The organism is Anaerobiospirillum thomasii (genome assembly GCF_900445255.1).
Classification (GTDB): Bacteria; Pseudomonadota; Gammaproteobacteria; order Enterobacterales; family Succinivibrionaceae; genus Anaerobiospirillum_A; species Anaerobiospirillum_A thomasii.
The window spans coordinates 900539-919943 of the sequence record NZ_UAPU01000007.1 but is presented as its reverse complement, the minus strand read 5'-3'; the positions used below and the strand labels follow the sequence as shown (position 1 = coordinate 919943).

The following is a 19405-nucleotide window of genomic DNA, read 5'->3' as shown; positions in this document are numbered from 1 at the left end:
CAAACAGCTTAGTATATTTTGAGATATGAGCTATATAAATAGATAAAAATAAAGTACATTTTTAAAATATGTATATAATAGGTTTTGAACTGATTGTTGTACCAGGCAGAGCCTCTTGCAAGCGAGATTTTTTATGAGCGATTTTAAACTAGACAGTGTAACAAATGATATGGATCAGGTAAGCAACTGTATTCATCCATCCTGCCCATGTAAGATTCGCGTGGTAGGCGTTGGCGGAGGCGGCTGCAATACACTGCAGCACATGATAAATCAGAAACTCACTGGTGTAGAGTTTATTTCAGTCAATACTGACTCTCTGGCTCTGACCAAATCTACAGCCCACAAAGTGGTACAGATAGGTGTCAAGCTTACCAGCGGTCTTGGTGCAGGCTGTGATCCACAGAAAGGCCGTAAGGCAGCTGAAGAATCACGTGAAAAGCTCAAAGAGCTGCTGCACGGCTCTGATATGGTATTTATCACTGCCGGTATGGGCGGTGGTACCGGCACCGGTGCCTCTCCTATTATTGCAGAGCTTGCCCAGGAGGCAGGAGCCCTGACTGTGGCAGTTGTAACCAAGCCTTTTAAATTTGAGGGCAAGAGACATATGGTAAATGCCGAGGTAGGTATTTCCGAGCTCTCAAAGCGTGTAGATTCCATTATTGTTATAGATAATGACAAGCTTTTAAAGAACCTTGGTGCTAATATCTCAATTGTAAATGCCTTTAACGAGGCCAATGACGTACTGTTAAATGCGGTAAAAGGCATTACTGATTCAATTACCAAGCCAGGCTTTATCAATCTTGACTTTGCCGACGTAACCACAGTAATGTCAGGCCGCGGCCATGCCATGATTGGCAATGGTATGGGCAAGGGAGCCAACTTCGTTGAAGATGCTATTCAAAAGGCCATTCATTCACCCCTTATCGAACAGGTTGATATCTCATCAGCTGCAGGTCTTCTGGCCAATGCTATAGTCAATCCAAACTTCCCAATTGCCAAGTGGGAAGATATCTGCAATGAGATTCAAAGCTATGCCGATGAGGATGCTGACTGTAAATTCGGTCTTACCTTTGATGACAAGATGGCCGAGGATCAGATTTCTATCACCATTTTAATAGCTGGCATCTCAGGCTCTGATGTTCCTGTTGAAAATTCATCTGCTGTGGCCAGAGCTCAGGCCTCTATACGCCACAACAACAGTGCTGCAAGAGCACAGGAGAGCGGATTTTTTACAAGATCACAAGAGGGCATGGAGGTACAGACAGCAGCTCCGGCTTCTCCTTTGAAAACCAATGTAAATCCTTTTGCACCAACAGCAACTCCAAGCAATCAGGAGAGCACAACCATCCATCTGATGGAGCCGCAGGAGGTCAAACTTGGTGAGGCTGATGATTCATCTGAATCTCAGTTATGGGAAGTACCGCCAGTTTTAAGAAACAGAGCTGACTGATTTAGGATTTTGTCCATACATAGAAGGCGGCAGTGTCCGCCTTTTTCTTATTTTTTATGGTTATTGTATCTGCATAATGTGATCTTAATTGTGTTGTTTTGAGCTTATGATTATGAGCTGAGCATTTTTTTTAAATAGATGCTAAAATTATGTATATAATTAAACGAATATATTTTTTCAAAAGATAAATCTCTGTCCAGCGAGAGTTAAAATGAGCGATTTTCAAATAGAAAGTGTTGGCGGTAGCCAGAACCTGCAAACCCCTCATGCTTGCAAGATCCGCGTAGTAGGCGTCGGTGGCGGCGGTGGTAATGCAATTCAATACATGATTAATCAGAGTCTGGGTGGTGTTGAGTTTTTAACCATAAATACAGATGCACAGGCTTTGTCACGCTCATCATCACATAAAGTGGTACAGATTGGTGCCAAGCTTACTCACGGTTTAGGTGCAGGATGTGATCCTAATATAGGACGCAATGCGGCAGAGGAGTCTCGTGAGGATATTAAAAAGCTTCTTACTGATTCAGATATGGTATTCGTAACCGCCGGTATGGGCGGTGGTACCGGCACAGGTGCCGCTCCTATTATTGCTGAGATCGCAAGAGAGCTTGGTGCTCTTACAGTAGGTGTGGTTACCAAACCATTCAGATTTGAAGGCAAGAGACATATGGTAAATGCCCAGTCTGGCATTTCAGAGATGTCAAAGCGTGTAGATTCCATCATTGTTATTGACAATGACAAGCTATTAAAGAATCTTGGCGCTAATATTTCAATTGCCAATGCCTTTAATGAGGCTAATGATGTGCTGTTAAATGCAGTCAAGGGCATAACAGATTCTATCTTGGCTCCAGCCTTTATCAACATTGATTTTAATGACGTCAAGATGGCTATGAAGGGCCGTGGCAATGCCATGATTGGCAATGGTATTGGTAAGGGTGCCAACTTCGTTGAAGATGCTATTCAGAAGGCTATTCACTCACCACTGATTGAGCAGGTTGATATTTCATCTGCAACAGGTCTTCTGGTTAATGCCAGAGTCAATCCAAATCTTCCTATCAACAAGTGGGAGGATATATCCAATGCTATTCAGCATTATGCTGCAGAGGATTCAGACAGCAAGTTTGGTCTTATCTGGGATGAGAAGCTTGATGAAGATGAAATTCATGTAACTATTATTATTACAGGCATTTCAGGCTCTGATGGCGGTAATGAAGGTTCGGCAGCTGTGGCCAGGGCTCAGGGTCCTATACGCCGCAATGCTGCTATGCAGGCTCAAAAGAGCGGTTTTTACAATATGTCTCAGACTAATGCCCAGAGTCAGAGTGAACCGCAGTATATTGAGCCAGGCAAGAGCAATGCCTCTATTCCTTCAGCTAATCCATTTACAGCTCCTGCAGGCTCTTCTAATGTCAACCGCGAGATTGAAGCTCCGGCCGCTCCTATTGAGGAGGTTAGAATCAGCAGCCCTATGAGCAGCAAGGATAGTGAAGAATCACAGCTGTGGGAAATTCCTACTGTACTGCGCAACAGAGCAGATTAACAAACAAAAACGGCAGCTTAGGCTGCCGTTATAATTTGTACCAGGCTTTAATTTAAAGTATAAAAAAAGGGCGCCTTGATGCGCCCGTTTTTATGTTATGCACTCTATTTTGCCTGTAGCTGCTCCATAGCATATCTGCATGCTACAAGATGATTGTCCCCGCAGCTTTCAAGTCTCTGCTCTTCACCTTTGTAAGAGCAGTTTTTATAACAGCGGGAGGCAAAGCGACAGCCTTTAGGTGGATCTATAGGTGATGGCAGATCACCTGTGAGCAGGATGCGCTGTTTTCTCTTCTCTCTGTCCATAATTGGAATAGCTGAGATCAGGGCATTGGTATATGGATGGCATGGAGCATCATAGATTGACTCTTTTGGAGCCACCTCAACCATTGAGCCTAAATACATTACACCTATTCTGTCAGAGATGTGTTTTACAGCGCCAAGACCATGGGCGATGAAAAGATAGGTGAGTTTGAACTCATCTTTAAGATCGCCTAAAAGATTTAATATCTGAGCCTGAATGGATACGTCAAGCGCAGATACAGCCTCGTCACAGACAATAAGCTTTGGCTCAACTGCAAGAGCTCTGGCAATACCTATTCTCTGTCTCTGACCGCCTGAGAACTCATGTGGATAGCGTGAGCGATAGGAGCTTGACAGACCTGTACACTCTAGAAGAAGAGCTACGCGCTTGGAGATTTCGGCCTTTGAATGGGTTTTATTGACAATCATTGGCTCTGAGATGATTTCCTCCACGGTCATACGCGGATTTAGCGATGAGTATGGATCCTGGAAAATCATCTGTATATCTTTGCAGAATTTGCGTCTTTGGGCCATTTTGATGGCACCAATATCAGTGCCTTCATACCAGATCTCACCTGATGTAGGCTTATACAGACCTGCAATCATTTTACCAAGAGTGGTCTTACCGCAGCCAGACTCTCCTACAAGGCCAAAACATTCGCCTTTATAGATGTCTATAGATACATTGTCCACGGCCTTGAGAGTGCTCTTTTTGGAATTTAAAAAGCCACTTTTTAAGGTAAAGTGCTTGCTCAGATTACGCAGAGACAAAAGCACTTCTTTTTTATTCTGTTGTTCCATACAAATTATTCTCCTGCCTTGATACAGCGTACCTGTCTGTTGCCTATTGAAACAAGTGCAGGCAGTGAGGCTCTGCACTCATCTGTACACTGTGGGCATCTGTCGGCAAAGGCACAGCCTGGAGGCACCAGCTCCGGAGGAGGTACCATGCCGTCAATGGTATACAGGCGCTTGGTTGTATCATCAAGGCGCGGAATAGACTTTAACAGTCCATTGGTATAAGGATGCAAAGGAGAGGTTAAAATCTCATCTGTGGTGCCATGCTCTACAATACGGCCGCAGTACATAACAGCAACCTTGTCTGCAGCCTCTGCTACTACACCCAGATCATGGGTGATAAGCAGTACAGAGATGTTGAAGGTCTCACGCATCTTATAGATAAGATCGAGAATCTGTGCCTGAATGGTTACATCAAGAGCTGTTGTAGGCTCATCTGCAATCAAAAGCTCAGGCTCGCAGGCCATGGCTATGGCAATCATTATTCTCTGACGCATGCCGCCTGACATCTGATGTGGATAGTCGCCGGCTCTTTTGGCAGGATTTGGAATGCCTACAGTATCTAAAAGATAGAGCATTTTCTCATAGGCCTGCTTTTTGTTCATATCAGTATGTTCGCGTATGCTCTCTATAATCTGATCGCCTACAGTAAAGATAGGGTTTAAGGAGGTCATTGGCTCCTGGAAGATCATAGATATTTTATTGCCGCGAATAGAGCGAAGCTGTCTGTCTGTCTTTTCAAGCAGATTCTCACCATTGAACTTTATAGTGCCGTTTACAACTTTGCCATTGGAACTTAATAGTCCCATGATGGATAAAGAGGTAACGGACTTGCCAGAGCCTGACTCTCCTACAAGAGCCAGAATCTGCCCGCGCTCAATAGAAAAACTTACATCCTTGATGGCCTGCACTGCACCGCGTCTGGTCTGAAACTGTGTAGTTAAATGTTCAACTTCAAGTAACATTGTTATCTCCTAGCGCTTTCTTGAACGAGGGTCTAGAGCATCACGCAGACCGTCGCCAAAGAGGTTGAAGGCAAGCACTGTAAGCGTAATGGCAAGGCCAGGGAAGATTAAGGTATGCGGAGCTGAGAAGATAAAGCTGCGTGAACGGGCCAGCATGTCTCCCCACTCTGCAAACGGAGGCTGTACACCAAGACCTAAAAAGCCTAAAGCCGCTGTGTCAAGCACAGCAGTTGAAATACCTAAAGTGGCTCTGACCACAATAGGAGAGGTAATATTTGGCAGAATATGTCTGAATATAATTCTTAAATTGGTATCACCAGTCACAATGGCTGCCTGAATATAGTCATTGGCCTTTACTGATATAACACAGGATCTGGCTATACGGGCATACTCTGGAATTGATACCAGACCAATGGCTAAAACAGCCTTGTCAAGACCGCGGCCTAAGGCTGCCATAAAGGCTATGGCCAGCAGAATTGATGGTACAGAGAGCACCACATCCATCATACGCATGATTATATTATCAAGACGACCGCCATAATAACCGCCCATGGCGCCTAGGATGGTACCAAGAGTCAGGGAAATGGCTACAGCTGACAGGCCTACGCTAAGTGATACCTTGGTGCCATCAAGCACACGTGAGAAGATATCACGACCTAACTGATCTGTACCAAACCAGTGCTCGGCATTTGGAGCTATAAAGGCCTTTTCCATGTTGGCAAGATTTGGGTCATAAGGCAGTATCTGCAACCCCATGGCCTGAGTTGCTGCAATAACAATAGCAGTGGCAGCCAGCAATAGAATAAAGATAAGACCTGTAAGCGCAGCCTTGTTGGAGGCAATGGCTGAGGCCATATCAGCAAAGCGAGACTGCTTTGGAGTTAAAGTAACATCTGTCATTTAGGCTCCCTCCTGTCCGTATTTGACTCTAGGATCAAGAGCGGCATAGAGCAGATCAACAATCAGATTCATAAATACGAAAATAAAGGCCACAATTAAAACCACACCCTGAATGACAGGGAAGTCTGAACGTAGAATGCACTCTACAGCATAGGCTCCGATGCCTGGCCATGAAAATACAGTTTCAGTAAGCACAGCTCCTGAGAGCAGGGCGCCAAACTGTAAACCTATAACAGTGACAATAGGCAAAAGGGCATTGCGAAAGGCATGACGTCCGATGACAGCATAGGAGCTAAGACCCTTGGCTTTAGCTGTTCTTATATAGTCCTGATGCAGCACATCAAGCATTGAGGAGCGTGTCATACGGGTAATGATGGCCATGGAGTAGGCTGCAAGTGTTATACCTGGCAGCGCAGCATGGGACAGTGCATTGAAAAATGCCTCATAATCGCCGATGATAAGAGTGTCGTAGAAATAAAAACCTGTGCCGCCAAATGGCTTCATCAATGTATCAATACGACCGCCAGATGGTACAAGGTGCAGATATCCTGAAAAAAGGATAATAAGCAGAATACCAAGCCAGAATACAGGCATAGACACGCCAATAAGGGCGGCTGTCATGGTCATATTATCAATAATTGAATTCTTTTTGACTGCAGATATGATACCGAAAATAACGCCTATGATGGAGGCAACTATAATGGCAATGATTGCAAGCTCAATGGTGGCAGGCAGTCTGGCCATAAGCTCTGAGGCAACTGGAGTATTGGTAAAGTATGAAACACCAAAATCCCCCTGCAGAACGCCTGTCATATAATCTATATACTGCGTGATAATAGGTTTGTTCAGACCCATCTGTTCACGCCATGCGGCTGCTTTTTCTATGGTAGCGTGCTGACCTAGAACAATCATGGAAGGATCAGGAGAGAAGACACGCATAATCAGAAAGACCAGAACTGATACTAAAAAGAGTACAGGAATAAGCATCAGCAGTCTTTTTATAAGGTAGACAAACACCTATGTTACCTCTTTAAAAAGTAAATTGCGTTGTACATAAAAAAAGCCCAGCAAACACGGCCAGGCCCCATTCAAATAATGATTTATTATATCCTAAAGCAGGTAAATTTCAAAGAAAACAAGGCACCATCATGGGGCAAAAAGGTCCTGTGTATAAGACATTTATACTAGTTCTGGCTGAAATTTTGGTGTTTAGGGTCAATAAAAAGTTGACGGGAATGTTAAGAGAGTGCTGGAGATATAATAAAGGCGGTTATACACCGCCTTTAAACAAGTCAATGAAAATTATTTCTTCTCAGTGCCCTGGAAGAAGAACAGACCTATCTTATGATAGAGAAGATTCTCGATATTTGGTCTGTAGGCAACTAACTGACGGGCGTGAGAAATTGGCAGAATAGGGCACTCCTCGGCCAAAATCATTTCAGCCTTCTCATAGATGGCATTACGCTCGGCACCTTCTGGAGTGGCTGCACCCTTGGCGATTAGATCTCTGTATTCCTGATTTACCCATCTTGGGTTGTTGTTGATAGGATCATCGTCGGCAAAGAGATACAGGAAGTTGTCAGCATCGCCATTGTCACCGTTCCAGCCTAAGAAGCCAATATCCCAGTAGTCGGTTAGAAGCTTGTTCTTGAAGGTAGCCCAGTCATAAACTAAAAGTTCTGCCTGAACACCAACCTTGCTTAAATAGCCCTGAACAGCCTCGGCTAAGACCTGACCGCCAACCGGATTGTACTGACGGGCACCGGTGTAAACCATGATCTTGAGGCTCTTTACACCCTTCTTGGCCAGGATCTCTTTGGCCTTTTCAGGATTGTAGGCTATAGGTTTTACATTCTTTGAATAGCCTGGTACGAAAGTAGGCAGGAAGGTTGTGGCTACAGATGCATAGTCTTTGTATAAAGACTGTACAAGCTCTGGTACGTTAACAGCCATGGCAAGAGCATGACGTACTTCCTTGTCCATGGTAGGGCCGTTCTGTTTAGGATCGAGGTTAAAGAACATATAGTTGGTGTTCATACCCTCTTCGTTCTGAATTACATTGCCGCCCTGCTTGACCTGATCCATAACGTTGGCATCAAGACCGAAAGCTACATCAATCTCACCGTTGTTAAGAGCAACAACACGGGCAGATGTCTCAGGAATGGTTCTGATGATAATATTGGCAGTCTTGGCCTTCTCGCCCCAGTAGTCATCAAAGCGGGTTAAAATAACCTGCTGACCTCTGTCCCAGGCTACAAACTGATATGGGCCGGTGCCGACAGGGTGCTCGTTTACATTGTTGTTGTATTTCTGCAAAGCTGTAGGGCTGACAATTGGTGCGGCAAAGCACATGGCCAGATTGTGCAGGAATGGGGTTGAAGGCTTTTTCATCTTGATGGCGATGGTGTAGTCATCAATTACCTCGGATGAGGCTACATCACCAAAAACGAGTGAAGCATATGACATTTTGGCCACGGCATTTTCAGGCATTTGACGATCGATGTTGAATTTTACAGCCTGGGCATTGAATGGGGTGCCGTCATGGAATTTAACACCCTGACGCAGTTTAAAGGTATAGGTAAGTCCATCTTCTGATACATCGTATGAAGTTGCAAGCAGAGGTACAACTTCAGTGTTGTCCTTCTTAAAGCCCATAAGACCTTCGTAGATGTTTGATGAGACGTTGCCTGAATCAAAGTCATCAACTAAGGCTGGATCAAGACCTAGCGGATCGGTTGATGTTGCATAGAAAATATTGTCCTGAGGCTTTCTTGACAGAGCTGCATTGGCTGAAAATACAGAGGCGCCAAAAGCTACTGTCATGGCAGCTACCATCATCTTGGTTTTGCTGATATGTAAAAATGACATCGTGCTTTCCTTAAAGTAAGAATTATCAAAATAAACACATATGGTGCATTAGGCTAGATTTTGTGTCACGCAAAGTAAAATATCAATAAGTTACGCCCAAAACTGGACATTTTTCTGCAAAACTGTAAATAAAAACGATATAAATGTGCAAGTTTGATGATTATGTACTATTTTTAAGCAAAGAGCACTATAAGTGTGCAAAGCTATAGTCCAAAGTGGTGTTTGTATAGCAAAAGCGTTAAATACCTAGCTTTATAGATGGTAAAAACATTCAAACATGAAGCTCTTTGATGCCTGTATGTTATATTGAGGAGTATTGTAGATTTAATGCTTTAGCACATTAGGAGAATTTTATGAAAGTTAAGCAGATTTTTGGCATTACAGCCCTTGCCTCTGCAGTGTTCTTTTCATCATCAGCCATGGCCGAAGGCGAGTTTATAATTGCCTGTGATGCTGCCTATGCCCCATTCTCATGGGAGGAGAACGGCAAATACCGCGGTATCGATGTTGAGGTGCTAGATGCTGTAGCTGAAGCTACAGACTTTGACTATGAGTTAAAGCCAATGAACTTTGATGCTGTAATTCCAGGTCTTATCTCAGGTCAGCTCGACGGTGCCATTGCCGGTATCAATATGAATGACGAGCGCAGAAAGATTATGGATTTCTCTGAGGGCTATTTTGACTCAGGTCTGTCCGTCATTGTGCGCAAAGGCTCAAATGTAACTAAAATTGAAGATTTGCAGGGCAAGAAAGCCGCTGTAAAGAAAGGCACCACAGGCGCTTTGTTTGTAGAGCAGAACGAGTCCAAGTATGACTTTGATGTTGCCTACTATACATCATCTCCAGAGACCATGATGGCAGTTAAAAACTCCAACGCCGACTTCCTTTTAGAAGATTATCCTGTAATAGCCTATCAGATTAAGATTGGTGTGCAGGAAGGTCTTGAGATCGCTATTCCTCGCGTGGCCGGTACTCCACAGTACGGTTTTGCTGTAAAGAAGGGAGCCAACCAGGAATTACTCAAGAAATTCAATGCAGGCCTTAAGAAAATCAAAGAAAATGGCACCTACGATAAAATTGTAAGTCAATATCTCTAAATTTTATTGTAAAATAACTGCCCGACAAATGTCGGGCTTTATTTATGCGCTAAATTAAAGATACTGTGGTTTAACATGAGTGACTATTTTGAGCTTTTAATTGAATGTCTGCCTGATCTGATGGCAGGTCTTGGAGCTACACTGCTTGTGGCTGTGGCGTCCATGTTCTTTGCTTTTATTATAGGTATGGTACTGGCATTGATGGGGTTATCAAACTCTATTTATCTGCGCTCAATCTATCACTCCTATGTAGCCTTTATCCGTGGCGTACCAGTTCTGATCTTTGCTCTGTTCTTATTCTTTGGTGTAGGCGGCCTTTTAAATATACAGTTCAATCCTATAGTTGCAGGTATTATTACTCTGTCAATCAATGCCTCAGCTTTTCTTGCCGAGATTTTCAGAGGCGGTATTCAGGCTGTTGACAAAGGTCAGGTTGAAGCCTCACGTTCGCTGGGTTTTGGCTATTTGAACACCATGCGCTATATTGTGCTGCCTCAGGCTCTGCGCATCATGGTCCCGCCAATTATCAATCAGTTTATCTCAACTTTAAAAGACACCTCTATTCTGTCTGTAATTTCTGTACGTGAGCTGACCATGAACTCTCAGATCATTATTGCCCGAAACTTCAGACCTTTTGAGGTATATTCATACACTGCCATTATCTATTTTATTGTTATTCTTATAATTGCACTGTTTGCCAAATATATTGAAAAGAAGCTCAACTCATCAAGAGCACGCAGCAAATAGCAAGAGCGCATAAGAGTAGGGCGGCACAGGATGCTGCAGGATTAAAGACGGATCATGCTCTCTGGCATAATTTTTTATAAGACATTTGTCGTATCGTCTACGCTTATGTCTTTAACCCCAGGTATTGATACTGCTGTTGCTACACGTATGGTCGTAGCAGGAGGCAGAAGCGCCGGCATTGCTGCAGCCTTTGGCATAGCTCTGGGGGTGCTCTGGCAGTCAACACTTGCAGGACTTGGCCTTGTGGCCATTTTTACGGCCATGCCCTATGTCTTTAATATTGTTAAATATGCAGGTGCAGCCTATCTTATCTATCTTGGTATACGCGCTCTGTATGACAGTGTAAGACGTATTCAGGCAGAAGATAATCTGCCATCTGTCAAAGCCTCCCGCGCCTTTGCAGCCGGCTTTTTAGGTGATGCTCTCAATCCTAAAATCACTATCTTTATAGTTACTTTTTACCCACAGTTTATAGATACAGCACACCTTGATGATCTGCTGCCATATGTGCTTTTAGGCGCTACCTATGCCTTTATAGCTCTTATCTGGTATATCATCTATGCTTTTATAGCTATGAAGCTTTTAGGTCGCCTTGGCAGAAACTTTGGCATTATCATGACACGCGTGTCAGGCCTTGTGCTTTTGGGTATGGGATTGCTTTCATTTTTTAACTGATAGGCATCTTCTTTATAAACATCGCAATATCAGCATTTTAAAAACATATGATTAGCTAAAAAATATCAACAAGACAAAAAATAGCACAGACTTAGGAACTTTTAGACTAAGGGTTCAGTCATACTTTAAAATTAAAAAATAAGGATATACAAATGTCTTTTATCAATTTTAAAGCTATGAGCCGTAACTATCTGTTTATTGCTGTTGCGGCGGCTATTGCCTTTGCCACGGTCTATAATGCGCAGTTCTGGATGCATGTAAATCAGATCTACACTGACAGTGACAATCTAAGTCTGCTCTTTAAACTTTTAACCCCTGTGGCTATAAGCTCTCTTGTAGCTATAGCCTTTATTACACTTTTTTCCTACAGATACGTGCTAAAACCTGCACTTATTATTTTATGTCTTGTCAATTCAATGGTTACCTTTGCTGCTGTTAATTACGGCGTAATCTTTGATACAGACATGATAGCCAATATTTTTCAGACTAATGTCTCTGAGGCCTCATCATATTTTTCATTATCTGCTGTGCTGTATTTTATCTTTTTAGGTCTGCTGCCTGCTATTTTTATCTACAGACTTAAGATAAATTACGGTCAGTCAGTTTTAAAAAATATGGCTCTGCGCATAGGTACTCTTGCAGTGCTGTCAGTACTTGCTTTGTCAATAGTGCTGCCAAATTATCAGCTTTACTCATTTATAGGCCGTAACAACAAGATACTTATAAAAGAGATACAGCCTTTTTCCTATATTATTGCCAGCACCAAATACGTAAAGAACACTTATTTTCCTCAAAAGATGGAATATGTAAGTCTTGGTGACGATGCCAGGGTACTCTCAAGCTCTGACAGGCCAAAGCTTATGTTCTTTGTGGTTGGCGAGACTGCAAGAGCGCAGAACTTTGGTTCTCTGGGCTATGAGCGTAATACCAATGTGTATACACAAAAAGAGCATGTCATTAGCTTTGCAGATGTTAAATCCTGCGCCACTGCCACAGCTAAATCTGTACCATGCATGTTCTCTGATTTAAAGCGTGAGAGCTTTGATGATGTTCAGGCTCAGTATCGTGACAATCTGCTTGATGTTATAAAAAAGGCAGGTATTGATGTAACCTGGTATGAAAATGACGGTGGATGCAAGGGCGTGTGCAAAAATATCAAGACCATTGAGATACAGGCTGACGAGAGCAGGGAGCTGTGCACAAATGGGACCTGCAAGGATGAGGTATTTTTAAAATATGCCCAGGATATTACACAAAATGTACACAAGGATACAGTTGTAGTTTTTCATCTTATAGGCTCACACGGTCCTAAATATTATGAAAGATATCCAAAGAGCTTTAAGAAATTTACTCCTGACTGCAACAGAGCCGATGTGGAAAACTGTTCTTTAGAGGAAGTTAAAAATGCCTATGACAATACAGTTTTATACACTGACTATGTTTTATACTCTCTTATCCATGAGGTTCTTGAAAAGAATATAGATAAATATGATCCTCTGCTTTTGTACATATCAGATCATGGCGAGTCATTAGGTGAAAACGGTCTGTTTTTACACGGCACACCTTATATGATAGCACCTGAGTATCAGACAACTATTCCAATGCAGATCTGGATGCCTCAGCAGACAGCTTCTGACCTGAGTCTTGATGTTAAGTGCTTAAGAGAAAATACAGCAGGCAGAGATCTTTCCCATGACAATCTCTTTCATACAGTGCTGGGGCTACTGCAGGTACAGACAGAAGTGTACAACTCAGATCTTGATGTCATGAAGATGTGCCGGGGCTAGCTTTTGTTACAACAGGACTTTTAACATAGTCTAAGGCCTGTTTTACAGCTTTGTGCAAAAGGCAGTATAAGTCATATAAAACAGCCTGTTTTGTCATTTTACAGACATGGCAATACATATTTATAGCTCTGTCTGTTATATAATTACCTTTATAGCTCTGTCTGTTATATAATTACCCTTGATTTTAAAGTCTGTTTTTTAAATAGCTAAGCTTTTGCGGCTATCTGTCTTGGATAAAGTCATAGTTATATGCAGTATGTACATCATAAATGTATAGCAGCATAAAGCTATGAGCCTTATTTGAGTATATGCTCGATGCGGCAGTCATGTCAGTCAGACATTAAGTTTACAAAGGATAAATTAATGGTAGCAAGAAAACTAAAAGGTTTGACCCGTCACTATCTGTTTATTGCTCTTTGTGCGGGTATTATCTTTGCAACTGTCTATAATATACAGTTCTGGACGCATGTAAGCTCTATCTATCAGAGCAATGATAATTTAACCACAGCGTTTAAAGCTCTGACTCCATTTGCCATCTTATCATTAATAACTTTGATCTTTGTGGCTGCTTTCTCCTACAGACTGATACTAAAGCCTGTTCTTATCATACTGTGTCTTGTCACATCTCTTGCCACCTATGCTGCTGTAAACTATGGTGTGATCTTTGACAATGACATGATGGTCAATATTTTTGAGACTGATTCAGCTGAAGCCACAGCATATATTTCAGTATCAGCTGCCCTGTATTTTATCCTTTTAGGTCTGCTGCCTGCCATTTTCATCTTTAGACTTAAAATAAATTATGGCACATCCATTATAAAAAACATGCTGCAGCGTATTGCGGCTGTGATTGTGCTTGGCGTTGTCGCTGTGGCCATTGTGCTGCCCAACTTTCAGATCTACTCTTTTATCGGCCGTAACAATAAGATCCTGTTAAAAGAGATTCTGCCTTTTTCCTATATGGTGGCGAGCACCAAATATATAAACAATACATATTTTCCTGAGAAGATTGAGTATGTCTCCTTAGGTGATGATGCCAAGGTGGTCTCAAGCTTTGACAAGCCAAAGCTTTTATTTGTGGTGGTAGGCGAGACAGCCAGAGCTGAAAATTATGGGGCTCTTGGCTATGCACGTGATACCAATGCCTATACACAGCAAAAAGATGTAATCACCTATGCAGATGTAAGCTCCTGTGCTACAACCACAGCCAAATCTGTACCATGCATGTTTTCTGATATGCAAAGAGAGAACTTTGATGACAGTACTGTACGTTATCGTGACAATGTTTTAGATATTATGCAAAAAGCCGGTATTGATGTCACCTGGTTTGAAAACAACGGTGGCTGCAAAGGCGTATGTAAAAATGTCAAAACCATCGAGATAAAGAAGGATGAGAGCAAGGAGCTGTGTGCAAACGGCTACTGCAAGGATGAAATCTTTATAAAACATGCTCAGGATCTTGCCTCCAGGGTCACTGAGGATACTGTAGCTGTCTTTCATTTTATAGGTTCACATGGCCCTAAATATTATGAAAGATATCCAGAGCACTTTAAGAAATTTACTCCAGACTGCAACAGGGCTGATGTTGAAAACTGCTCGCTTGATGAGGTGAAAAACGCCTATGACAATACCATTTTATATACAGACTATGTTTTATATTCATTAATCACTAAGGTTCTTGAACAGCACATGGACAGATATGATCCTGTGCTTTTATATATCTCTGATCATGGCGAGTCATTAGGTGAAAACGGTCTGTTTTTACATGGTACTCCATATATGATAGCACCTAAATATCAGACTCATATTCCTATGCAGATCTGGATGCCAGAGCAGACAGCATCTGATATGCATATTGATTTAAAGTGCCTTAAGGATAAGTCAAAGGATCAGGAACTCTCTCATGACAATCTGTTCCACACTCTGCTTGGTCTTATGCAGGTGCAGACTGGTATATACAAAACAGATCTTGATGCCCTTGAGCTTTGCAGAGAGCACAATTAAAGATATAAACTGCTCCAAAGCCTTTTATAAGGCTTTGGGGCAGAGCTATTTTAGTTTAAAGCATAAGGCTGTAATATCATCTGACTGATAGGCAGTGCCGCGGAATGAATCAATCTCCTTATTGATGGCATCTAGCATATCCTGAGGCATGAGCTTTTCATGTTCTCTGACTGTTTTTAGAATATGCTCGACACTGAAAAACTCTGCTTTGCTGTTCTGCGCCTCTGAGATGCCGTCTGAATAGATAATAAAGCTATCACCTGATTTTAAATCAAAGCTGTATTTTTCATAATGCACATCTTCAATGGCGCCAATGGCAGGACCTGAGACAGTATCGAGCTCATATAATGTGTCATTGTTGTAGACAATAGGGAAACAGTGACCTGCATTTGCAGCCTCGCAGTGACGTGATCTCGCATCAACCTTGACCACAAATAAAGTTACAAACATCATGTTGGGATTACGCTCAGCCAGGGTGTTGTTGATGTGATACATAACCTCCTCAAGAGGCAATCCCTGACGCAGAGACAGACGCAGAGTGGTCATGGTCATAGACATGAATAAGGCAGCAGGTATGCCTTTGTCAGAGACATCGCCTACAGTAAAGATGTATTTGTCATCACCCAGGGCAAAGGCGTCAAAAAAGTCGCCGCCAACTTCTTTTGCTGGAATAAGATAGGCTGCAGATATCAGATCTGCTGTATTGTGCGCGAGGCATGCACACTTTCCAATGGGTGAAAGTCCCTAGACCGGTAGCAGAGACAAGGTCAAAGCCGAACGCTAGACGGACACCGTGAGGTGTTGGTCGGAGGGAGCGGGCTAGCATAACTCAACGAGCTGACGAATAAAAATCAGATCAGGCATCAATTCGTAGGTGATTTTGCAATACAAGAAGTAGCCTAAATTCTGCCGTAAATTTTGGTGTATATCCTGCGGTGATAAGTTAAAGGAAGATATAGCTTACCCTTGGAGGTCTGTATGGTGAAAGCCATGGAGAAGTTGTATGAGGCCATAGTATGTCGTGAGTATCGACGAAGGGCTAAAGCATCAAATATGTCAAATGAAGTAGAACCCAATCTAGTTGAAATCTGAAAACACGGACACCACGAAGCGGAAGTAGCCTTAGTAATGGCAAGATAAGCTGGTGGAGACTAGCTAGGCAGGGATATAGCAACAAAGTAGCAGAAGGACATGGTAACTTTAGAGCAAATACTTTTCGTATGAGAACATGCTGAATGCCTGTAAAGCTGTAATCAGAAATAAAGGATCAGCAGGTATAGACGGGGTCAAATGCCAAGATCTTGTTAAATGGTTTTACGACCATCCATACATTGTCTCAAAGTCCATAGAGGATGGCTCGTTCAAGCCGTCACCAATAAAAAGGGTGTACATACCTAAAGACAATGGGGAAAAACGCCCACTAGGCATATCAACGACTGTTGATCGTACTGTGCAAAACGCCATAGCAAATAAGCTCATAGAGCTATATGACCCGAAATTCTCGGACAGTAGCTTTGGCTTTAGGCCGGGGCGTGGATGTCACGGTGCAGTAAACAGAGTTCTCCAATACGCCAATGAAGGCTACATCTATGTGTAGACATGGATTTGGCAAAGTTCTTTGATACAGTAAATCACAGTAAACTATTGCAGGTCCTATCCAACGAGATAAAGGACGGAAGGGTAATATCGCTAATTCACCGCTATCTGAGGGTGAAAATAATAGACGGAAACAAAGCAATCAAGAACAAAGTCGGACTCCACCTGGGCAACAATTTCTCACCGGTCTGTGCAAACATCCTCCTAAACGAACTCGACCAAGAGCTTGAAAAGAGGGGCGTCAAATTTGTAAGATATGCTGATGACTGCATGTTGTTTGCCAAGAGCGAGAGGGCTGCTAGGAGAATACTAGAAAGCACAACTAGGTTCATAGAGAAGAAACTCTTCCTAAAAGCAAACCTGGATAAAACTAGCGTTGGAAAGCTTGGTTATGACACAAAATTCCTAGGCTTTGAATTTCGCAATACAAAAGACGGATGGACCACTGTGCTTCACAAGAAGAGCAGAAAGAAATTCGTGGAAAAGATGCGGACTATCCTCACTAGGAGGTGCCCCAAAGGAATCGAGAAGACACGCAACACTTACAATACCTTTTTGAGAGGCTGGTATCAGTACTTTAAACCTTGCATTAGTAAGTCCACTATGAAAACCGAAGAGCAATGGATAAGAAGGAGAATATGTCAGATACTCATTGTGGCATGGAAAAGGAACTACACATGCTACAAGAACCTGCTCGGGTACACTAAAGGTAAACAAGAGGAGCGCTGTCGTATGGTAGCTTTCTCCCACCTAGGCAAATGGGCAAAGGCGAAGCACTCTAATTATATACTGACAAACAAGCTCCTACATAGGGAGCTTGGATGGCAGTGTGTCGCTGACCTTGTAGAGGGATATACAGTACAAGATCAGTATTTTGTTTAATGGGAAAGCCCACTGCTATGAAGTGGCACGGTGGGTTTGACGAGAGGGGCGAAAGGGCCTAAAGCCTATCCCCCTACTCTACTCCCATTCTGTAGAGTATGAAGATAACAAGGGCTATAAGAGGGCCTTCGGCTATGGCCTCATACAGCTGTGAAGGGTGGCGTGGAATCTCGCCGCCACCTTCAAAGATAAAGGCAAAAGGCAGAGAGCTGGGCCTGCCATAAAGCTCGCCGTTTAAAAAATTAACCACACGTCCTGCAGGAAGCAGCAACATGGCAGTTAAGGCGGAGCGGTCAAGATTTTTTAAAAAAGCTTCGCGATCTAGCACATAGATCATGACTATACACAAAACCAAGGCACCATGAAAAGACATGCCCCCTTTGTAGAGCTCTAAAATCTCAACAGGGTTGTTTATATAGTATACAGGCTCATAGATAAGGGCATAAAAGAGCCTGCCACCTACAATTACAGCAATAGCAGTATATAGGGCTATAAAAAAACGGTAGGCAAGAGATCCTGCCTGCAAAAAAGGATGTTTTACAAGAGCAAATACTATAAAGCCTGCAGCATAGATAAGACCATATACTGACAGGGCATTAAACAATAGCATTTTTGTACAGATAGGTATTAAATACCATCTGACCTAGAATTTCAACATCGGAGCTGTAGCGCATTTTAAGATTACGCAACAGTGTTGATCTGTTCTGAAAATTCTGCAGCGGTGTAAGTTCAAAAACTCTTAAAATATTGTTGATAAGGCCCATATAAGGACAGGCATGCTTTATATACATTATCTTATCGGCATTTTCCGGATCGATAAGCGGAGTGAGAAGGGCATGACCTAAAGCGTCCTGAATGTCATCAATTTCAACATCAAGATCAAGCCGCTCTTTAAGACGGCGCTTTATAATCTCAAGCATGGCCTTGGCTATGATACTCTCAAGCACCATGAGCATTCTGAGCTGATAATTGCTCTGCTTTCTCTGAATAAGCTCTTTTATCATATCAAAGTTGATACTGCCTGTATTCTCAGAGTGCGAGATACTTATATCAAGATCATTTAAAAAGCGCTCATCAAGGGAGAGGGGCAGAAACTGTAGCCAAGGCAGATTGGCTTTTTTGGCCATTTTATTAAAGATATAGAAATAAACATCGTCATTTATTTCAGTAAGCATTTTTTCATATTTTCTGTAGGCCTTCAAATCCTCATAAGGTGAGTAGGTATCACACAGAAAATACAGATATCTGTCAGATTTGTTTATATATTTGCCTAAAGCTTTTTCAAGAATTCGGTGAAAGAAGACATCAAAACACTGAGGGGCGTCTTCATCTACAGTATCACTGTAATGACTCTGCTGCAGATAATTGATTCTGTACTGCAGTTTGAATATATCTTTGAAGATTATGCGTAAGACAATATTGGCATAATTGTACTGCGGAAAGCCGTTGTATACAGTATCAATATCAATTTTAGATGATATGCTCTCATCATTGAGCATTTCATTGACACTGATTTTGGCTTTTTCCTTTTTTTGAATTTTGGTGCGATTTTTGGCGTCAGCTTTAAGTTTTGAGAGAAAATCAGGATCCTTTTGTAAAAGGATATCGTAGCGACCCACTCTTTCAACGGTGCGATGCTGAATCTTGCCTGTCTTTTTATTACGATAGGCTTCAACTATATAGACATATTTACTGTTGCCGGACTGTCTAATATGTACGTACATAATTTACCATTCGAAAAATAAATAAAGGAAGAACTCAATGCTTAAAAAAAAAGAAACCGGGTTAATATTT

At 42.3% G+C, this 19405-nt stretch carries 17 protein-coding genes; 9 read left to right on the top strand and 8 right to left on the bottom strand.

Annotated elements, in window-relative coordinates:
• The first annotated feature begins 133 nt into the window (after nucleotides 1–133).
• Both ftsZ (DRZ93_RS11230) and ftsZ (DRZ93_RS11225) read left to right on the top strand, forming a co-directional pair.
• The gene (gene ftsZ, locus DRZ93_RS11230; RefSeq protein WP_113743542.1) at nucleotides 134–1450 is read left to right on the top strand and encodes a cell division protein FtsZ; all 1317 of its coding nucleotides are present in this window, start codon (nucleotides 134–136) and stop codon (nucleotides 1448–1450) included.
• Between the two features lie 211 nt (nucleotides 1451–1661).
• Nucleotides 1662–2990 (top strand): cell division protein FtsZ, encoded by a 1329-nt coding sequence (gene ftsZ / locus DRZ93_RS11225; RefSeq protein ID WP_113743543.1) that lies wholly within the window; start codon nucleotides 1662–1664, stop codon nucleotides 2988–2990.
• Nucleotides 2991–3094: 104 nt separating this feature from the next.
• Here ftsZ (DRZ93_RS11225) and DRZ93_RS11220 read toward each other — a convergent pair whose 3' ends face one another.
• The 5 genes from DRZ93_RS11220 to DRZ93_RS11200 form a co-directional block, all read right to left on the bottom strand.
• Nucleotides 3095–4093, bottom strand: a complete 999-nt coding sequence (locus DRZ93_RS11220) for an ABC transporter ATP-binding protein (protein WP_113746626.1) — start codon at nucleotides 4091–4093, stop codon at nucleotides 3095–3097.
• 5 nt (nucleotides 4094–4098) lie between these two features.
• Nucleotides 4099–5055: an ABC transporter ATP-binding protein gene (locus DRZ93_RS11215; RefSeq protein WP_113743545.1), complete on the bottom strand. Its 957-nt coding sequence runs from the start codon at nucleotides 5053–5055 to the stop codon at nucleotides 4099–4101.
• Between the two features lie 9 nt (nucleotides 5056–5064).
• Complete coding sequence (locus DRZ93_RS11210; RefSeq protein WP_113746625.1) at nucleotides 5065–5955, bottom strand: ABC transporter permease; 891 nt, start codon at nucleotides 5953–5955, stop codon at nucleotides 5065–5067.
• Nucleotides 5956–6972 (bottom strand): ABC transporter permease, encoded by a 1017-nt coding sequence (locus tag DRZ93_RS11205; RefSeq protein ID WP_113743547.1) that lies wholly within the window; start codon nucleotides 6970–6972, stop codon nucleotides 5956–5958.
• 285 nt (nucleotides 6973–7257) lie between these two features.
• Nucleotides 7258–8823, bottom strand: a complete 1566-nt coding sequence (locus DRZ93_RS11200) for an ABC transporter substrate-binding protein (protein ID WP_113746624.1) — start codon at nucleotides 8821–8823, stop codon at nucleotides 7258–7260.
• A gap of 353 nt (nucleotides 8824–9176) precedes the next feature.
• Here DRZ93_RS11200 and DRZ93_RS11195 point away from each other — a divergent pair, with 353 nt between their 5' ends.
• The 5 genes from DRZ93_RS11195 (at nucleotide 9177) to DRZ93_RS11175 (ending at nucleotide 15133) form a co-directional block, all read left to right on the top strand.
• Nucleotides 9177–9920, top strand: coding sequence for a transporter substrate-binding domain-containing protein (locus tag DRZ93_RS11195; protein ID WP_113746623.1), 744 nt, complete (start codon nucleotides 9177–9179; stop codon nucleotides 9918–9920).
• 75 nt (nucleotides 9921–9995) lie between these two features.
• The gene (locus tag DRZ93_RS11190; protein WP_113743550.1) at nucleotides 9996–10667 is read left to right on the top strand and encodes an amino acid ABC transporter permease; all 672 of its coding nucleotides are present in this window, start codon (nucleotides 9996–9998) and stop codon (nucleotides 10665–10667) included.
• Between the two features lie 105 nt (nucleotides 10668–10772).
• On the top strand, nucleotides 10773–11342 hold the full coding sequence (locus DRZ93_RS11185; RefSeq protein ID WP_172458219.1) for a LysE family translocator: 570 nt from the start codon (nucleotides 10773–10775) through the stop codon (nucleotides 11340–11342).
• A 152-nt stretch (nucleotides 11343–11494) separates the two neighbouring features.
• Nucleotides 11495–13129 carry a phosphoethanolamine transferase gene (locus DRZ93_RS11180; RefSeq protein WP_113746622.1) on the top strand — a complete coding sequence of 545 codons (1635 nt, stop codon included), beginning with the start codon at nucleotides 11495–11497 and terminating at the stop codon, nucleotides 13127–13129.
• 363 nt (nucleotides 13130–13492) lie between these two features.
• Entirely contained in the window at nucleotides 13493–15133 is a 1641-nt protein-coding gene (locus tag DRZ93_RS11175) for a phosphoethanolamine transferase (RefSeq protein WP_172458217.1), read from the top strand.
• Nucleotides 15134–15178: 45 nt separating this feature from the next.
• Here DRZ93_RS11175 and DRZ93_RS11170 read toward each other — a convergent pair whose 3' ends face one another.
• A complete protein-coding gene (locus DRZ93_RS11170) occupies nucleotides 15179–15742 on the bottom strand; it encodes a PP2C family protein-serine/threonine phosphatase (protein ID WP_281268132.1) in 564 nt (187 codons plus the stop codon).
• A 619-nt stretch (nucleotides 15743–16361) separates the two neighbouring features.
• On the opposite strand from DRZ93_RS11170, the gene DRZ93_RS13900 reads away from it, so the two are divergent.
• Together DRZ93_RS13900 and DRZ93_RS13895 are read left to right on the top strand one after the other, a co-directional pair.
• On the top strand, nucleotides 16362–16730 hold the full coding sequence (locus DRZ93_RS13900; RefSeq protein ID WP_113746619.1) for a reverse transcriptase family protein: 369 nt from the start codon (nucleotides 16362–16364) through the stop codon (nucleotides 16728–16730).
• 2 nt (nucleotides 16731–16732) lie between these two features.
• Nucleotides 16733–17611, top strand: a complete 879-nt coding sequence (locus DRZ93_RS13895; RefSeq protein WP_113746618.1) for a reverse transcriptase domain-containing protein — start codon at nucleotides 16733–16735, stop codon at nucleotides 17609–17611.
• Between the two features lie 73 nt (nucleotides 17612–17684).
• On the opposite strand, the gene DRZ93_RS11155 is transcribed toward DRZ93_RS13895, so the two are convergent.
• Complete coding sequence (locus DRZ93_RS11155; protein WP_113743559.1) at nucleotides 17685–18221, bottom strand: prolipoprotein diacylglyceryl transferase; 537 nt, start codon at nucleotides 18219–18221, stop codon at nucleotides 17685–17687.
• Nucleotides 18208–19335 carry a hypothetical protein gene (locus tag DRZ93_RS11150; RefSeq protein ID WP_113743560.1) on the bottom strand — a complete coding sequence of 376 codons (1128 nt, stop codon included), beginning with the start codon at nucleotides 19333–19335 and terminating at the stop codon, nucleotides 18208–18210. Before DRZ93_RS11150 ends, DRZ93_RS11155 begins: the two co-directional genes overlap by 14 nt.
• Nucleotides 19336–19405 lie beyond the last annotated feature (70 nt).

Bases quoted from the DNA above. Each gene is read 5' to 3' on its own strand.
- ftsZ (WP_113743542.1), top strand. From the start codon at position 134: ATGAGCGATTTTAAACTAGACAGTGTAACAAATGATATGGATCAGGTA.
- ftsZ (WP_113743543.1), top strand. From the start codon at position 1,662: ATGAGCGATTTTCAAATAGAAAGTGTTGGCGGTAGCCAGAACCTGCAA.
- DRZ93_RS11220 (WP_113746626.1), bottom strand. From the start codon at position 4,093: ATGGAACAACAGAATAAAAAAGAAGTGCTTTTGTCTCTGCGTAATCTG.
- DRZ93_RS11215 (WP_113743545.1), bottom strand. From the start codon at position 5,055: ATGTTACTTGAAGTTGAACATTTAACTACACAGTTTCAGACCAGACGC.
- DRZ93_RS11210 (WP_113746625.1), bottom strand. From the start codon at position 5,955: ATGACAGATGTTACTTTAACTCCAAAGCAGTCTCGCTTTGCTGATATG.
- DRZ93_RS11200 (WP_113746624.1), bottom strand. From the start codon at position 8,823: ATGTCATTTTTACATATCAGCAAAACCAAGATGATGGTAGCTGCCATG.
- DRZ93_RS11195 (WP_113746623.1), top strand. From the start codon at position 9,177: ATGAAAGTTAAGCAGATTTTTGGCATTACAGCCCTTGCCTCTGCAGTG.
- DRZ93_RS11190 (WP_113743550.1), top strand. From the start codon at position 9,996: ATGAGTGACTATTTTGAGCTTTTAATTGAATGTCTGCCTGATCTGATG.
- DRZ93_RS11185 (WP_172458219.1), top strand. From the start codon at position 10,773: ATGTCTTTAACCCCAGGTATTGATACTGCTGTTGCTACACGTATGGTC.
- DRZ93_RS11180 (WP_113746622.1), top strand. From the start codon at position 11,495: ATGTCTTTTATCAATTTTAAAGCTATGAGCCGTAACTATCTGTTTATT.
- DRZ93_RS11175 (WP_172458217.1), top strand. From the start codon at position 13,493: ATGGTAGCAAGAAAACTAAAAGGTTTGACCCGTCACTATCTGTTTATT.
- DRZ93_RS13900 (WP_113746619.1), top strand. From the start codon at position 16,362: ATGCTGAATGCCTGTAAAGCTGTAATCAGAAATAAAGGATCAGCAGGT.
- DRZ93_RS13895 (WP_113746618.1), top strand. From the start codon at position 16,733: ATGGATTTGGCAAAGTTCTTTGATACAGTAAATCACAGTAAACTATTG.
- DRZ93_RS11155 (WP_113743559.1), bottom strand. From the start codon at position 18,221: ATGCTATTGTTTAATGCCCTGTCAGTATATGGTCTTATCTATGCTGCA.
- DRZ93_RS11150 (WP_113743560.1), bottom strand. From the start codon at position 19,335: ATGTACGTACATATTAGACAGTCCGGCAACAGTAAATATGTCTATATA.